The following is a 14,688-nucleotide window of genomic DNA, read 5'->3' as shown; positions in this document are numbered from 1 at the left end:
CATCTGGCCCCAGTGTAATCCCCGCAACCGCGCAATCGCTGTGACAGGGGCCATCCGGGTTCTCCGGGTGACCCGGCCAACCCTGGTCGCGACGCTCAGCGCCCTGCGGTGTGTGAGCCCGCATTCAGGCGGGCAAGCAGGAGAGCCTCCGCGAGCACGGACCGCGAGAAGACACCAAGGTGGAGAGACTCGTTGGGGCTGTGTGCCCGCGAGTGCGGATCTTCGACACCGGTGACCAGGATCTCGGCCGCCGGGAACACCCGCACGAGGTCCGCGATGAATGGAATCGAGCCGCCGACACCGAGTTCAACGGCGTCTGTGCCCCACGCATCCTTCATCGCCCGCTTGGCTTCGCCGAATATCGAGCCCGAACCGTCGACGAGGAATGGGTCACCGAGATCGAGATCGTCGATCTCGATCTCAGCGCCGAACGGTGTGTGTGCTGCAATGTGGGCGCGAATTGCCCGCTCCGCGTCTGTCGCATTCTGCCCTGGCGCGATTCTCGCGCTCACCTTGACCGAGACGACGGGCGAGAGGGTGTTCGACGCGTTCGCGACGCTTGGAGCATCGATTCCCGTCACGGTCACCGATGGCTGGTTCCAGATGCGCGAGAGAATCGTTCCGGTTCCGAGGGGCGATACGCCGGGCAGCAGGCCGGTCTCCTCGCGCAATTGCGTCTCGGAGTAGTCCGGGGTCTCGCCGGAATAGCTCGTGAGGCCCTCGACGGCGACCGATCCGGCCTCGTCCCAGAACGAAGCGAGGAGCTTGATGGTCGCGAGCATCGCGTCGGGCACCGCTCCCCCGTACATGCCGGAGTGAGAGGCGTGCTCGAGAGTGCGCACGGTCAGACGGAACGTGACGTTACCGCGCAGGCCGACCGTGATGGCGGGGGTCACCTCGTCCCAGTTGTTGGAGTCGGCGACGACGATGGCGTCTGCGGTGAGCGCCTCACGATTGTGGGTGAGGAAATTGGCGAAGGAGCGGGAGCCGAACTCCTCCTCCCCCTCGATGAACAGTGCGAGGCCGAGGTCGAAGTCCGAGCCGAGCACCGCCTTGAGCGCGCGAAGCGATGCGATGTGTGCCATTACGCCCGCCTTGTCGTCGGCGGCACCGCGACCATAAATCCTGTCGCCCTTCACCGTCGGCTCGAACGGCTTCGAGTCCCAGTCGTCATCCTTGCCGGGAGGCTGAACATCGTGGTGAGCGTAGAGCAGGACGGTGGGAGCACCGTTTCGCGCCTTCCTGGTGGCGAGCACCGCCGGCTGGCCAAGTTCTGACGACTCATCGATCGGCGCCTGCTTGACCTCGACAACGTCAAACAGTCCCGTCCCCTCCGCCAGCGCAGCGACCGCCTCAGCGCTCGCCCGCACATGAGCCGGGTCGAATGCCGCCCAGGACACACTCGGAATGCGTACGAGGTCGGAAAGGTCCGCGATCGCAGACGGCATCCCCCCGGAGACGGCTGTGTGAATATCGGAATCGATTGCTGTGAGCGAGGTAGACATGTTTTCGGAGTCGGAGGTCATGCAGGTAATCTTAAGAGGTATCCAGCGCTAGGACCCACAGTGACCAAACACACCCCACGCTCGACAGCCGAGCCCATCATCGAAACCCCCGACCAGACCGCGGAACGTATCGCCGCCGCTGGCAAGGGCAGGCCCACCCCGACGCGCAAGGAGCGGGAAGCCCTCAACAAGCGTCCCCTCGTGCCAGGCGATCGCAAGGAAGCGAAGCTGGCCGCCCGCGCCAAACTCGCGGAGTCCCGCGAGAAGGCCAGAATCGGCCTGGCTGCAGGAGACGAGCGGTACCTCCCGCAGCGGGACCGGGGCGTGCAGAAGCGATGGGTTCGAGACTATGTCGACGCCCGCTTCAACATCGGTGAATTCCTCATTCCCGTGATGTTCGTCGTGATCATCCTCACCTTCATCCCGTCCCCCGTGGTTCAGGTGTACGGAATGCTGGCGCTCTGGGCGTTCTTCCTCATCGCGCTCATCGACTGCTTCTGGATGGGGACCGTCATCCGCAAGAAGCTCCGCGCCAAGTTCGGTACGGACAACGTCGAACGCGGCGTGCGCTGGTACGCCGGGATGCGCGCACTGCAGCTGCGCGTCCTTCGCCTTCCCAAGCCGCAGGTCAAACGCGGTGACTACCCCGCCTGATCTTCCTGAAACCGCCTCACCCTCTCGGTGGGGCGGTTTTTTGTCAGGCCCGAAGCGCGGAAAGAGCCCGGTTGATCTGGCGAGCCCACAACGGTCCGAGGTACAGGAACGCCGTGTAGCCCTGGACGAGGGTTGCGCCGGCGTCGATGCGCTCCTGGACGTCGCGCGCGGTGAAGACCCCTCCGACCGAGATCACGCACATCGAGTCCGGGACGACGCGCCTGATCAGACGGAGCACCTCGAGCGAACGTTTCGCGAGGGGCGCTCCGGAAAGCCCGCCAGCCCCGGCGGCTTCGACCACGGCACTGTCCGTCGTGAGGCCCTCCCTGGAGATTGTGGTGTTCGTCGCAATGATGCCGTCGAGGCCGGTCGAGACCACGAGTTCCGCGATCCGGGCCACCTCGTCGTCGCTGAGGTCTGGAGCGATCTTGACGAGAAGGGGTGTGTCTCCGGCGGCGGTCTTGACGGCGGCAAGCAGAGGCGCCAGCCTGTCGAGCTCCTGAAGTCCGCGAAGACCCGGCGTATTCGGAGAGCTGACGTTGACGACGAGGTAATCCGCGACCGGAGCAAGAAGCCTGGTGCTCGTCAGGTAGTCGTCGACGGCGTTGTCGACAGACACAACGCGGCTTTTTCCGATGTTCACCCCGAGGACCGGGCGGTTCCTGGCGCGACGCACGTGCGCGAGCCGCTCTGCCGCCTCAGCCGCGCCGCCGTTGTTGAACCCCATCCGGTTGATCACCGCACGGTCCGGCACGAGTCGGAACAGGCGCGGTTTCGGGTTCCCTGGCTGCGAGTGTGCCGTGAGAGTCCCGACCTCGACGTGCCCAAATCCGAGTGCACCGAGCCCGAGGACTGCCTCACCGTCCTTGTCAAACCCGGCAGCAACGCCGAACGGTGTGGGAAACGTCAGTCCGAGCGTGGACACGCTGAGATCGGCGCTCGGCGCCGTCGTGCGCCCAAGCGCAGCAGCCACCCGCCGGTTGCCGAGAAACCGGATCGCGTCGAATGCCAGATGGTGGGCGACCTCAGGGTCAAGCTTCGAGAGGACGGTACGGAAGAAGAACTGATACATCGCCGGCGCCGTCACCGCTCGACGGCGTCGCGAGCGTCGTCGGCAGTGTCGGATGCGTGCTCAACGCGGAGCAACGCGATCGCCGCATCGAAATCCTCGAGCGAGTCGAACCCCTGGTACACACTGGCGAAGCGGAGGTAGGCGACCTCGTCGAGTTCCCGGAGCGGCGTGAGAATGGCGAGGCCGATTTCGTTGGCATCGATCTGGCTTGTTCCGGTCTGCCGAATCGACTCTTCCACCTTTTGCGCCAGAACGGCGAGGTCAGAGTCGGTCACCGGCCGTCCCTGGCACGCCTTGCGCACTCCCGAGACCACCTTGTCGCGCGAGAAGGGCTCAACGACCCCGCTGCGTTTGATGACGTTAAGGCTCGCTGTTTCGGTTGTGCTGAAACGACGGCCGCATTCCGGGCACTGCCGTCTCCGCCGGATGGAGAGGCCATCATCGCTCGTGCGGGAGTCGATGACGCGGGAGTCAGGGTGACGGCAGAAAGGACAGAACATGATGACTACTCCGGCTTGACGGGTGCTTCGACGCGAGTCGACGCTATGAGAATCGAACGGTGACTGCTTCGCCGTGAGCGGGGAGCTCCTCAGCTCCGCTGAGCGCGACCACATTCTCAGCCACGTCGCCGAGCGCCGCCTCTCCGTACTCGACCACCTGCTGGGGGCGAAGGAAGGTGTACGCGCCGAGTCCGGACGAGAAACGGGCCTGTCCCCCGGTCGGAAGGACGTGGTTTGACCCGGCGAGATAGTCGCCGAGGCTGACGGGAGAGAACGGACCGAGGAAGATCGCGCCAGCCGTGGAGATGAGTGAGAGCACAGCCTCGTTGTCCGCAGTTTGGATTTCGAGGTGCTCTGGCCCGTACGCGTTGCTGAACCGTGCTGCGGCGTGCATATCGTCGACGAGGACGATCGCCGACTGCTGGCCGCCGAGCGCCTCGGTCACGCGGGCAGAGTTCGCTGTGACAGCGGCGAGCTCATCCAGTTCGCGCGCAACCAGCTCCGCAAACTCGGCAGAGTCGGTGACGAGGACCGACGCAGCGGCCTCGTCGTGCTCGGCCTGGCTGATCAGGTCGGCCGCGACGAATCGCGGGTTCGCAGCCCCATCCGCGATTATCAGGATCTCTGTTGTCCCCGCTTCGGAGTCGATACCGACGACCCCGCGCACCAGGCGCTTCGCTGCCGCGACGTAAATGTTTCCAGGGCCGGTGACGACATCGACGGGGAGCAAGCCGAGCGATGGGACGCCGTGGGCAAGCGCGCCGATAGCGCTCGCGCCGCCCATCGCGTACACCTCGTCAATGCCGAGAAGACCGGCAGCGGCGAGGATTGTCGGGTGTACGCGCCCACCAAATTCCTTCTGGGCTGGAGAGGCGAGTGCGATGGAGGGGACGCCGGCCACCTGGGCGGGAACCACGTTCATGACGACGCTCGAGGCCAGGGGCGCCTTGCCGCCTGGTACGTACAGCCCGACGCGCTCAACCGGCTGCCAGCGCTGGTGAACCTGCGCTCCCGGCCCGAAACTCGTTGTCGTGGGCACCGGGAGCTGTGCAGTGCTTGCCGCTCGCACGCGCTCGATCGATGCGTCGAGTGCTGCGCGAACAGCGGGATCAAGTCCGTTCATCGCCGCGGTGATTTCGGAAGCATCGACGGCGATTGAGGCGTCGCGAACGCCATCAAATGCTTCAGCGTGGCGCTTCAGCGCGCTTTCGCCTTCGAGGCGAACCTCACTGATCAACCGCTCAGCAGCTTCGCTCGCGACGGCAATGTTGACGATCGGACGCGGGATCCGCTGCAGCAGTTCGGCGCGGGTAGGCTGAATACCGCGCAGGTCGATGGTCTGAATTTTCGTCTTGATCATGGCAGTCCCAGTCTATCGCCCGCTCCCCTGGCCCGGCACTCGGCCCAGTGAAAGGAATTCCACACAGGATGAACCCCATGCAGCAGGATCTCGAAGCCTTCAAATCGGCGTTCCGTCGGCACGCTGCCGGCGTCGCAGCGATCACGGCAAGGGACGCTCTGGGGAAACCTGTGGGCTTCACCGCGACCTCACTCGCATCGTTGAGCGCCGTGCCCCCGCTCGCGACATTCAACCTGGCACGCAGTGCGAGCAGCTGGCCGGCGATCGCCGACACCGACAGGGTCGTGATTCACATGCTCGGCGCACGCAACAGGTCGCTCGCCCAAATCATGGCCGGAGACAACGCGTCGAGATTCGTCGGTGAGCACTGGCACGAGGGAGAGCACGGGCTTCCCATTCTCGACAACGTCACGACGTGGATGATCGGCCGGGTTATCGAACGGTTCACGGTCCACAACAGCGCGATTGTCGTCGTACAGATCGAGAGCGGCGAGGTCGGCGCGGATGACGCTCCCCTGCTCTACCACGAACGCCAGTATTTGCGCCCGGGTGAGGTCGCCTAACCGCGCATAATTCCGGTGATCTCCCGCAGAACACCGACCCTGCCGTCATCGTGACGAATCACGAGTTCGGTGCCACGATCGACGATAGCCAGTGCCCATGCATCCGGCCCGATCTCGAAGACCGGTGCGCCGGTCTCCTCATCCACAACGGCGATCAGAACCGGTGAGTACACCCAGAACGGCTGCGTCGAGATAACCGCCGGCGGCGTCTGGCCGGGGCCCTGTTTTGCCGCAGCTTGCGAGGCTGATGCCGTGTGGCCGGCGTCAGGGGCACGCGTGCCGTGCGAGCCCGAGACGGTCTCTGACGAGGTCTCCGGCTCTTCCCCGGTCTCGGGTAGGGTCTCCGGTGCGAGCTCGTCATCCTTCTCGGGTGCGAGCTCGGGCGCGAGTTCTGCTGCTGCCTCTGACGTCAGCTCCGGGGCGAGCTCGTCGGCGTCCTGCGACGTCCTCTCGGCCTCGGTCTGGCGTGGAGCGTCGGGCAGAACTTCCGGCAGAACTTCGGCGCGGGACCCATGCTCCTGCGCTGACGGGTGAAGCGGTTCCGGCTCGGGGTTTTCACGGCCGGACGCGTCAGCCAGGGACTCCTGTTCCGCAACATGGCGGATTGCAGACACCGGCGCAGGCTCTTCGCCCGTATGGAATTCATCGACCTCATCACCCAGAAGGGAGTCGTCCATCGTCGCGCTCGTCATGCCGGTTGTGGCCTGCGTGGCGGGAGGAATGTTCGAATCCGGAGCGTCATCGCCGAGACCGGCGTTACTCTCCCGCGCCTCCTGGAACTCTGCGTACGAAGGATCGGAGTCTGACGCGGAATCCGGCGACCATCCGCTCCGGCGGTACGCGGCAAAGTCTTCGGGGCGGGTATCAGCGGGGGTGAGCTGCACAGACCCCGAGTGCTCCAGACCATAGTGGTGCACCTCGGGCTGGGGCTCAGCGGTGTGACGCACGGGGCGGGGCCGAACGGGGACAACAGCGGCCTCACGGGCGGCGGGGTGCGCCGGACTCTCTGCGCGGCGGCTGAAATCTTCGGCGAAGACGGGCACGAACCTCGCGCACGCGGTGGGGACAATGCTCGCCAGCGAGAAGATCAAGCCGAGAATAAGACCGGCTCCCGGGGTGAGCCCATCGAAGTTGTCGCCGCCAGGATTGCCGCCGAAGGCACCGGGCCGGAACCACGCGGTGAAGCCAAGCATCGTCAGTAGCGCCCCGAGATAGAAACCGGCGGTGGTAACCGCGGCTGCCGAGGCGAACTGGTCGACAGAGAGTGAACCGACCCTGAGCCGCCGTTGCGGCTGCACCCGACGGATGACGATGAGAGCCGCTGCTGCAGCGAGGAGCAGCGCGCCGGGGATGGCGAGCCACGGAGCAGGCGCCCACACGCTCGAGTATCCGAAGAATTCGGCGTACAGCCCTCCGATGAGGGGGAAGAATGAGGCGACGACAACGAGGGCAGAGAGAATCACGAAGACGGCCTCGCGCAGGCTGAACGGGCCGACACCGTATGCGACACCATTCTCGTCGGTACGCGGGCGGCGAGGCTTCCGCTGCCGAGGCTCGGCTCCGGGACCGGTCAGCGCTTCCGGCCGGGGTCCGGGTCCGCCGGTCTGGCCGGCGGGAGTCTGACCGGATGCGGGCTGTCCCTCGAACGACTGGCTCTGGAACTGCTGCTCCGGATACTGCTGACCCGGGTATTGCTGCTCCGGATAGCCGGCGTACTGCTGAGCGGTGTGCGGCGCCGCCGGGTACTGCCCGGTCTGGTCCTGCTGGAACTGCTCCGGCTGGTACTGCTCCTGCTGGTACTGCTCCTGCTGGTACTGCTCCTGCTGGTACTGCTCCGGCTGGTACTGCTCCTGCTGGTACTGCTCCTGCTGGTACTGCTCCTGCTGGTACTGGCCATACTGGCCAGCGGGGTACTGCTCTGGCTGGTATCCACCGGTCGGATACGGCTGCTCCTGATACTCCCCGCCGTCGTGCCGGGGCTGCTGGTACTCCTGGTACGGCTCAGCCTGGTGCTGCGGGTTGTGCTCAGCGGCGTCTGCAGCTGGATGCGGCTCCGGAACCGGGCCGCCGAGCGGATCCCGTTCCGGATCAGCGGGCCAGGCGTCTGTGGGCTGCGCCGGGAGGACCGGCTCGTCCCGCGCAGGGTCAACTGGCCGGTTGTCAGGGTTATTCATAGCGTTTTTCCTTCGATCCCGCGCTGAGCACGGTGGTCACGGCGAAGCACCACTGTGCCCCGAACGGGTTCAGCCGATACTAGCCGAGGCAATTCGGGCCGAGCAACGACTTCAGCTCGCCGAAGAGATCCGGCGTCACTTTGACTGGGTACGGGATTTCAAAGAGTCGGGCGATGTCGCCGCGGACCAGCTTCAGCCGCACCTCCGCGTCACCCGAGTGCCGGGTCAGGATGCCGCCGAGCTGGGTGACGAGTTCGGTCGTCGCCCGCGAATCGGGCATCGTCAGCGTGAGCGGCCCGGAAGAGCCACCCTGCCCGATCTCCGGCGAGAAAATGCTGTATGCGTGCAGGTTCATGCCGTCATCACGCATGCTGACGCGTCCCCTGACCACGACGACCGAGTCGTTCACCAGGGTGGGAGCGAACTCCTGATAGGCCTTCCCCATGAACATCACGGTGATTTCGCCGCCGAAGTCCTCGACCTGGATCATGCCGTACTGGTTGCCGGAGGTCTTCGCCACCCGGTGCTGCACGCTTGTGGTGAGCCCGGCGATGGTGACCGTGTCGCCATCCTCCGTGTGATCCGACGTCAGCAGGTCGGTGATCGTGGTGGTCGCGTGCTTGGCCAGTTCGAGCTCAAGACCGGCGAGCGGGTGATCCGAAACGTACAGGCCGAGCATGTCGCGCTCGAAGGCGAGCTTGTCTTTCTTCGACCATTCCGGTCGGTCCGGAACCGCCTCAGCGGTCGCATCAAGTTCGAAGATCCCGCCGAAGAGATCGACCTGCCCGTTTGCCTCGTTGCGCTTGAGGCTCACGGCACTCTCGACGGCATCCTCGTGGATTTCGATGAGCCCGCGCCTCGTAGCGCCGAGAGAGTCGAACGCGCCGGCCTTGATCAACGACTCCATGGTGCGCTTGTTGGCGACCTGGAGTGGAACCTTGCGCAGGAAGTCGTGGAAGGAGGTGAACTCGCCCTCACGCTCACGGGTCGCCCGAATCGCCTCGACCACATTGAAACCGACGTTGCGCACGGCGCCGAGGCCGAAGCGGATGTCTTCACCAACGGCTGCGAAGAAGCCGATCGACTGGTTGACGTCCGGCGGGAGCACCTGGATACCCATCCGCCTGCACTCGTTGAGGTAGATGGCGAGTTTGTCACGGGCATCGCCGACGCTCGTGAGCAGTGCGGCCATGTACTCGGCCGGGTAGTGCGCCTTGAGGTACGCCGTCCAGTAGGACACGACGCCGTATGCGGCGGAGTGCGCCTTGTTGAACGCGTAGTCGGAGAACGGGAGCAGGATGTCCCACACGGCCTTGATCGCGGCATCCGAGTATCCGCGCTCGTGCATACCGCCGGAGAATCCCTCGAACTGCTTGTCGAGCTCGGATTTCTTCTTCTTGCCCATGGCGCGTCGAAGAATATCTGCCTGGCCGAGCGAGAAGCCCGCGAGCTTCTGCGCGACACTCATCACCTGCTCCTGGTAGATGATGAGGCCGTAGGTTCCACCGAGGATCTCCTGGAGCGGCTCCTCGAGCTCCGGGTGGATGGGCGTAATCGCCTGCAGGCCATTTTTACGCAGTGCGTAATTGGTGTGCGAGTCCGCACCCATGGGGCCCGGTCGGTAGAGCGCGATGACCGCCGAGATGTCTTCGAAGTTGTCGGGCTTCATCGACCGGAGGAGGCTCCGCATCGGCCCACCGTCAAGCTGGAAAACGCCGAGGGTGTCGCCACGGGCAAGCAACTCATAGGCGCCGGGATCGTCGAGCGCGAGCTCCTCGAGTTCAATCCGGTGCCCGCGGTTGGACTCGATGTTGTCGAGCGCGTCACTCACGATGGTGAGGTTGCGCAACCCGAGGAAGTCCATCTTGATCAGTCCGAGCGACTCACAGGCCGGGTAGTCGAACTGCGTGACGATCTGGCCGTCCTGCTCGCGCTTCATGATCGGGATGATGTCGATGAGCGGGTCGCTCGACATGATCACGCCTGCAGCGTGGACGCCCCACTGGCGCTTGAGGTTCTCGATCCCGAGCGCTGTGTCGAAGACGGTCCTCGCCTCGGCATCCGTCTCGACGATGGTGCGGAGGTCGACCGTTTCCTTGTACCGCGGGTGGGTCTTGTCGAAGATCCCGGTGAGCGGTACGTCCTTGCCCATGACGGGTGGTGGCATCGCCTTGGTGAGCTTGTCGCCCATGCCGAACGGGAAGCCGAGGACGCGCGAGGAGTCCTTGAGCGCCTGCTTGGCCTTGATCGTTCCGTAGGTGACGATCTGTGCCACGCGCTCGTCGCCGTACTTCTCGGTGACATAGTGGATGACCTCGCCGCGGCGCCGGTCGTCGAAGTCGACGTCGAAGTCGGGCATGGAGACGCGGTCGGGGTTGAGGAACCGCTCGAAAATGAGTCCGTGCACGAGCGGGTCGAGGTCGGTGATCTTCATCGCGTACGCCACCATCGAACCGGCGCCTGAACCTCGTCCTGGTCCGACGCGGATGCCGTTTTCCTTTGACCACTTGATGAAGTCGGAGACCACCAGGAAGTAGCCGGGGAAGCCCATCTGCACGATGACGCCGGCTTCGTAGTTGGCGCGGGCGCGAACGTCGTCGGGGATGCCGTTCGGGTAGCGAACGTGGAGGCCGCGCTCGACCTCCTTGAGGAACCAGGTCTCCTCGGTCTCGCCGGCGGGCACCGGGAACCGGGGCATGTAGCTCGCGCTGGTGTTGAACTCGACGTTGCAGCGCTCGGCGATGGCGAGCGTGTTGTCGCAGGCCTCCGGGTGATCCCTGAACAGCTGGCGCATCTGCTCCGCCGACTTGAGATAGAACTCGTCCGCGTCGAACTTGAACCGGTTGGGGTCGTCGAGGGTGGATCCGGACTGGACACAGAGCAGCGCCGCGTGTGCCTTGGCGTCGTGCGCGTGGGTGTAGTGCAGGTCGTTGGTGGCGAGCAGCGGCAGGTCGAGTTCCTTGGCGAGCTTGAACAGGTCACTCATCGTGCGTCGCTCGACGTCGATGCCGTGGTCCATCACCTCGCAGAAGAAGTTGTCTTTGCCAAAAATGTCCTGGAACTCCGCTGCGGCTTTCTTCGCCTCGTCGTACTGCCCGAGACGGAGCCGCGTCTGGATCTCGCCACCGGCGCAGCCGGTCGTTCCGATGACGCCCTTCGCATAGGTGGAGAGCAGTTCGCGGTCCATGCGCGGTTTGAAGTAGTAGCCCTCGATCGACGCGAGCGACGACATCCGGAACAGGTTGTGCATGCCCTCTGTGGTCTCGCTGAGGAGGGTCATGTGCGTGTACGCACCACTACCGGAGACGTCGTCGCGGCCCTGGGTGCTCGAGCCCCAGCGCACGCGGGTCTTGTCACTGCGGTGGGTACCGGGCGTGACATACGCCTCGGTGCCGATGATGGGTTTGATTCCGGCCGCCGTTGCGGTACGCCAGAAGTCGAACGAACCGAACATGTTGCCGTGGTCGGTGACGGCGACGGCCGGCATCTTTTCGGCGATGGCGGCGTCGATCAGTGGTTTGACGCGCGCGGCGCCGTCGAGCATCGAGTACTCGCTGTGGACATGCAGGTGAACGAACGAGTCGTCTGATGAGGTCAAGACTTCTCCGTGAAGCTGGTGGGCTGGACTACAAGCCTAATCCTCGCGGAGGACATCGAGTGCGTGCTGGAGGTCCGCCGGGTAGTCGGAAGTAAAGGTGACCCACTCCCCCGACCCCGGATGTGTGAACGACAGCTGGCGGGCGTGCAGCCACTGTCGTGTGAGCCCGAGTCGCGCGGAAATGGTGGGATCTGCGCCGTAGAGAGGATCCCCGACGCACGGATGCCGCTGGGCGGCCATGTGCACCCGAATCTGGTGTGTGCGGCCGGATTCCAGGTGCACCTCGAGCAGCGAAGCGCTCGGAAAAGCTTCGAGAGTCTCGTAGTGCGTCACAGACGGCTTGCCCTCTGCGGTGATCGCGAACTTCCAGTCGTGCCTGGGGTGCCGCCCGATGGGTGCGTCAATGGTGCCGGCGAGCGGGTCTGGGTGCCCCTGTACGACAGCGTGGTAGACCTTCTCGACCTCACGGTCGTGGAAGGCACGCTTGAGCGCCGTGTACGCGCGCTCACTCTTCGCAACGACCATGAGTCCCGTCGTACCGACATCCAGTCGGTGGACGATGCCTGCGCGCTCGGTTGCACCGGAGGTCGACACGGAATACCCAGCGCCGGCGAGGGCGCCGAGAACCGTCGGACCGGTCCAGCCCACCGAGGGGTGGGCGGCAACGCCGGTCGGCTTGTCGACCACGATGATGTCGTCATCGTCGTACACGACGCTCAGATCGGACACGATCTGTGGGACGACGACAGGCTCCTGCCGGGGAGCCCATGACACCTCAAGCCAGCTTCCGGCGCGGAGGCGGTCCGACTTGTCGACGGTGCGCCCGTCGATCATCACGCCACCGGCTTCGGCGACCTCGGCGGCAAAGCTTCGCGAGAAACCGAGAACTTTGGCAAGGCCGGCGTCGACACGGGAACCGTCAAGGCCATCAGGGATGGGAAGGCTGCGGCTCTCCATCAGGCTGCCGTATGGTTCGGCCCGGAAACCGGGGTCTGGGCGGCGCGCGTGGTTTCGTCGGACGAACCGTTCTTCTCGTCCGTCGGTACGGCACCCGCGTCGTCCTTGACGGCGACAGTGCGGGTTCCATCGAGGTTGACGCCCCGGAGGGTGAGGATGACGAAGAGTCCCATGCTCGAGACGATGCAGATATCGGCGACGTTATAGATCGCGGGCATCATCCACGGCGTTGAGATGAAGTCAATGACGTGGCCGAGGCCAAAAGACGGCTCACGGAAGAACCGGTCACTGAGGTTGCCGAGGACCCCGCCAAGGAGCAACCCGAAAACTACGGCCCAGCCGATCGAGCGAATCTTCCTCGCGAAGACCAGGATCGCGATGGTGACCGCTGTGGCGAGGATAGAGAAGATCCAGGTGCTGCCAGCTGCGAGCGAAAACGCGGCACCGGGATTCTTGACGAACTGAAAGTACAGAAACTCGCCGAGAACGCTGACCCGCTCACCGAGCGGCAGGTTCGAAACGACGAGGTATTTGGTGAACTGATCGAGCGCGAGCGCCGTTCCCGCGATGACCGCGAGAACGACGAGCGCTCGAACACTGGGAGAACCAGCTTGTGTTTTCGGCAAAACCTTAGGCGTTGGACTTCTCGGCGCTTGACGCGAAACCGGAACCGGTTCCCTGTGCGCTCGGCCCACCGTCGGTGTCGAGTTCCTTGAGCTGGCTCTCGATGTAACCGCGGAGCTTCTGACGGTACTCGCGCTCGAACTCGCGGAGCCCGTCGATCTTCTTCTCGAGCGTTGCGCGCTCCTCGTTGAGGATGTTCATCTGCGCACGCTGCTTGGCTTCGGCCTCTGCGACGACGCGAGCGGCTGTCGCGTGTCCTTCGGCGATGAGAGCGTCGCGCTTCTCAGCACCCTCACGGACGTGCTCGTCGTGAAGACGACGTGCGAGCTGGAGCAGGCTCGAGGAGGACTCTGAGTCATCCTGTGCCGGTGCGGCCTGCGCGACGGGCGCGGCTGCAGGAACCGGAGCCGCTGCAGCGACCTGGGCAGGGCGTTCGCCAGAATCGGAACCAGCGGCGTCGAGCTTGGCCTGGAGTTCCTGGTTCTCCTGAATCAGACGTCGCAATTCGACGACGACATCATCGAGGAAGTCATCGACCTCATCCTGGTCGTAGCCCTCGCGGAACTTGGTCTGCTGGAACTGCTTGTTGACAACATCTTCCGGAGTTAGCGCCATGGCTTCCCACCTCTTACTTGTTTGGCTCGGTTTGGCTCGAATGGACGTGCCTACGCTAGCAAAGTCCCCGGCGGTTCAGCTGGGATCGAAGCGATGAAGGACACGTGCGTTTCAGGATACCGCTATGACCGCTTCCGGCGCAGGACCATCGCCGGGCTGGCGCGCGCTCGCGCTTACACGGTATGAGCGAGCAATGGGCAGCGTTGGCCGCCTGCACCGTCGGCAGCGTTGCGTCTTAGCGAAGTATGACGTTGACCAGAGTCATCGCGATGATCACGCAGAGCATGGTGATGCTCCAGCCGAAATCGAGCGCGAGCGCCCCCATCCGGATCGGCGGGAGGATTCGCCGGAAGAACCGAATGGGAGGGTCAGTCAGCGAATACACGACCTCTGCGACGACGAGAGCGAACTTCTCCGGCCGCCAGCGGGGCTTGAAAGTGCGCACGAGGTCGAGTGCGAATCGCGCCCACATCACGAAGAAGTAAAGCAGCAGCGCGAAGTACAGGATGTTTCGAATCAGAGAAAGAACGGAGTCCACCCGTCAATTATTGCTGAGCGAAGAAGGAAGATTCCGCCGCAGCGGCTCCACCGGCGTCTCCGAGCACTGCAACGTGCTGCGGCGAGAGCAGGAACACCTTGCTGGTCACACGCTCGATCTTGCCGTAGAGGCCCTGGGAAAGCCCACTCGCGAAGTCGATCAGGCGCTTGGCATCACCCTCGCTCATCTGCGAGAGGTTGATGATGACGGGGATACCATCACGGAATGTCTCGGCGATGACCTGGGCGTCGCGGTACTGCTTGGGGTGCACAGTGAGGATCTCGTTGAGCTCAGTGGGTGCAGCCTGCGTCGTTGCCGTCGGGCGGCGCAGCGGGGTCACGGGCGCACGAGTGGCCACGGGAGTCGGCGTCGCTGCCGGCGTGCTCGCTGCGCTGGAGCCGGAGCTCTGCGCGGCTGGTGCAGCCTGAGGCGCAGCGGTATCGCGGGCCTCGTACTCAAGATCGTCGTCTGCGAGGCCAAGGTAGACCATGGTCTTCTTCAGGGGGTTGGACATCGCTACCTCCGTTT

Annotated in this window: 13 protein-coding genes; 2 read left to right on the top strand and 11 right to left on the bottom strand. The window is 64.5% G+C overall.

The annotated features are described in order from the left end of the window. Window positions 1–95 precede the first annotated feature (95 nt). On the bottom strand, window positions 96–1,526 hold the full coding sequence (locus C3E77_RS06555; RefSeq protein ID WP_472428188.1) for a dipeptidase: 1,431 nt from the start codon (window positions 1,524–1,526) through the stop codon (window positions 96–98). Window positions 1,527–1,565: 39 nt separating this feature from the next. Here C3E77_RS06555 and C3E77_RS06550 point away from each other — a divergent pair, with 39 nt between their 5' ends. Continuing rightward, complete coding sequence (locus tag C3E77_RS06550; protein ID WP_108390890.1) at window positions 1,566–2,159, top strand: DUF3043 domain-containing protein; 594 nt, start codon at window positions 1,566–1,568, stop codon at window positions 2,157–2,159. Between the two features lie 43 nt (window positions 2,160–2,202). Here the strand turns inward: C3E77_RS06550 and C3E77_RS06545 are convergent, their stop codons facing one another. From C3E77_RS06545 to hisD, 3 genes are read right to left on the bottom strand one after another with little or no spacing between them, the layout of a single operon-like run. Then, the gene (locus tag C3E77_RS06545) at window positions 2,203–3,231 is read right to left on the bottom strand and encodes a quinone-dependent dihydroorotate dehydrogenase (protein WP_108393146.1); all 1,029 of its coding nucleotides are present in this window, start codon (window positions 3,229–3,231) and stop codon (window positions 2,203–2,205) included. An 11-nt stretch (window positions 3,232–3,242) separates the two neighbouring features. Further along, on the bottom strand, window positions 3,243–3,731 hold the full coding sequence (gene nrdR / locus C3E77_RS06540; RefSeq protein WP_108390889.1) for a transcriptional regulator NrdR: 489 nt from the start codon (window positions 3,729–3,731) through the stop codon (window positions 3,243–3,245). Between the two features lie 43 nt (window positions 3,732–3,774). After that, entirely contained in the window at window positions 3,775–5,091 is a 1,317-nt protein-coding gene (gene hisD, locus C3E77_RS06535) for a histidinol dehydrogenase (protein ID WP_108390888.1), read from the bottom strand. Window positions 5,092–5,168: 77 nt separating this feature from the next. Between hisD and C3E77_RS06530 the strand changes: the two genes are divergently transcribed. After that, entirely contained in the window at window positions 5,169–5,654 is a 486-nt protein-coding gene (locus C3E77_RS06530; protein WP_232528764.1) for a flavin reductase family protein, read from the top strand. On the opposite strand, the gene C3E77_RS06525 is transcribed toward C3E77_RS06530, so the two are convergent. From C3E77_RS06525 to C3E77_RS06495, 7 genes are all read right to left on the bottom strand, one after another. Then, window positions 5,651–7,828 carry a hypothetical protein gene (locus tag C3E77_RS06525; RefSeq protein ID WP_108390886.1) on the bottom strand — a complete coding sequence of 726 codons (2,178 nt, stop codon included), beginning with the start codon at window positions 7,826–7,828 and terminating at the stop codon, window positions 5,651–5,653. The genes C3E77_RS06530 and C3E77_RS06525 overlap by 4 nt on opposite strands. Window positions 7,829–7,907: 79 nt before the next feature. Further along, window positions 7,908–11,426, bottom strand: a complete 3,519-nt coding sequence (gene dnaE, locus C3E77_RS06520) for a DNA polymerase III subunit alpha (RefSeq protein WP_257791025.1) — start codon at window positions 11,424–11,426, stop codon at window positions 7,908–7,910. Window positions 11,427–11,462: 36 nt separating this feature from the next. Continuing rightward, entirely contained in the window at window positions 11,463–12,383 is a 921-nt protein-coding gene (locus tag C3E77_RS06515) for an RluA family pseudouridine synthase (RefSeq protein ID WP_108390885.1), read from the bottom strand. After that, complete coding sequence (lspA, locus tag C3E77_RS06510; protein WP_108390884.1) at window positions 12,383–13,009, bottom strand: signal peptidase II; 627 nt, start codon at window positions 13,007–13,009, stop codon at window positions 12,383–12,385. The genes C3E77_RS06515 and lspA overlap by 1 nt, the downstream gene beginning before the upstream one ends. Window positions 13,010–13,013: 4 nt before the next feature. Next, window positions 13,014–13,622, bottom strand: coding sequence for a DivIVA domain-containing protein (locus C3E77_RS06505; protein ID WP_108390883.1), 609 nt, complete (start codon window positions 13,620–13,622; stop codon window positions 13,014–13,016). A gap of 235 nt (window positions 13,623–13,857) precedes the next feature. Beyond that, entirely contained in the window at window positions 13,858–14,160 is a 303-nt protein-coding gene (locus C3E77_RS06500; RefSeq protein ID WP_232528763.1) for a YggT family protein, read from the bottom strand. Between the two features lie 7 nt (window positions 14,161–14,167). After that, window positions 14,168–14,674 carry a cell division protein SepF gene (locus C3E77_RS06495; RefSeq protein ID WP_108390882.1) on the bottom strand — a complete coding sequence of 169 codons (507 nt, stop codon included), beginning with the start codon at window positions 14,672–14,674 and terminating at the stop codon, window positions 14,168–14,170. Window positions 14,675–14,688 lie beyond the last annotated feature (14 nt).

The organism is Mycetocola zhujimingii (assembly GCF_003065425.1).
Lineage (GTDB): Bacteria > Actinomycetota > Actinomycetes > Actinomycetales > Microbacteriaceae > Mycetocola_A > Mycetocola_A zhujimingii.
Note: the sequence above shows the minus strand (reverse complement) of the source record. Positions and strands in the feature narration are given on the sequence as shown.

Bases quoted from the DNA above. Each gene is read 5' to 3' on its own strand.
- C3E77_RS06555 (WP_472428188.1), bottom strand. From the start codon at position 1,526: ATGACCTCCGACTCCGAAAACATGTCTACCTCGCTCACAGCAATCGAT.
- C3E77_RS06545 (WP_108393146.1), bottom strand. From the start codon at position 3,231: ATGTATCAGTTCTTCTTCCGTACCGTCCTCTCGAAGCTTGACCCTGAG.
- nrdR (WP_108390889.1), bottom strand. From the start codon at position 3,731: ATGTTCTGTCCTTTCTGCCGTCACCCTGACTCCCGCGTCATCGACTCC.
- hisD (WP_108390888.1), bottom strand. From the start codon at position 5,091: ATGATCAAGACGAAAATTCAGACCATCGACCTGCGCGGTATTCAGCCT.
- C3E77_RS06530 (WP_232528764.1), top strand. From the start codon at position 5,169: ATGCAGCAGGATCTCGAAGCCTTCAAATCGGCGTTCCGTCGGCACGCT.
- C3E77_RS06525 (WP_108390886.1), bottom strand. From the start codon at position 7,828: ATGAATAACCCTGACAACCGGCCAGTTGACCCTGCGCGGGACGAGCCG.
- C3E77_RS06515 (WP_108390885.1), bottom strand. From the start codon at position 12,383: ATGGAGAGCCGCAGCCTTCCCATCCCTGATGGCCTTGACGGTTCCCGT.
- C3E77_RS06505 (WP_108390883.1), bottom strand. From the start codon at position 13,622: ATGGCGCTAACTCCGGAAGATGTTGTCAACAAGCAGTTCCAGCAGACC.
- C3E77_RS06495 (WP_108390882.1), bottom strand. From the start codon at position 14,674: ATGTCCAACCCCCTGAAGAAGACCATGGTCTACCTTGGCCTCGCAGAC.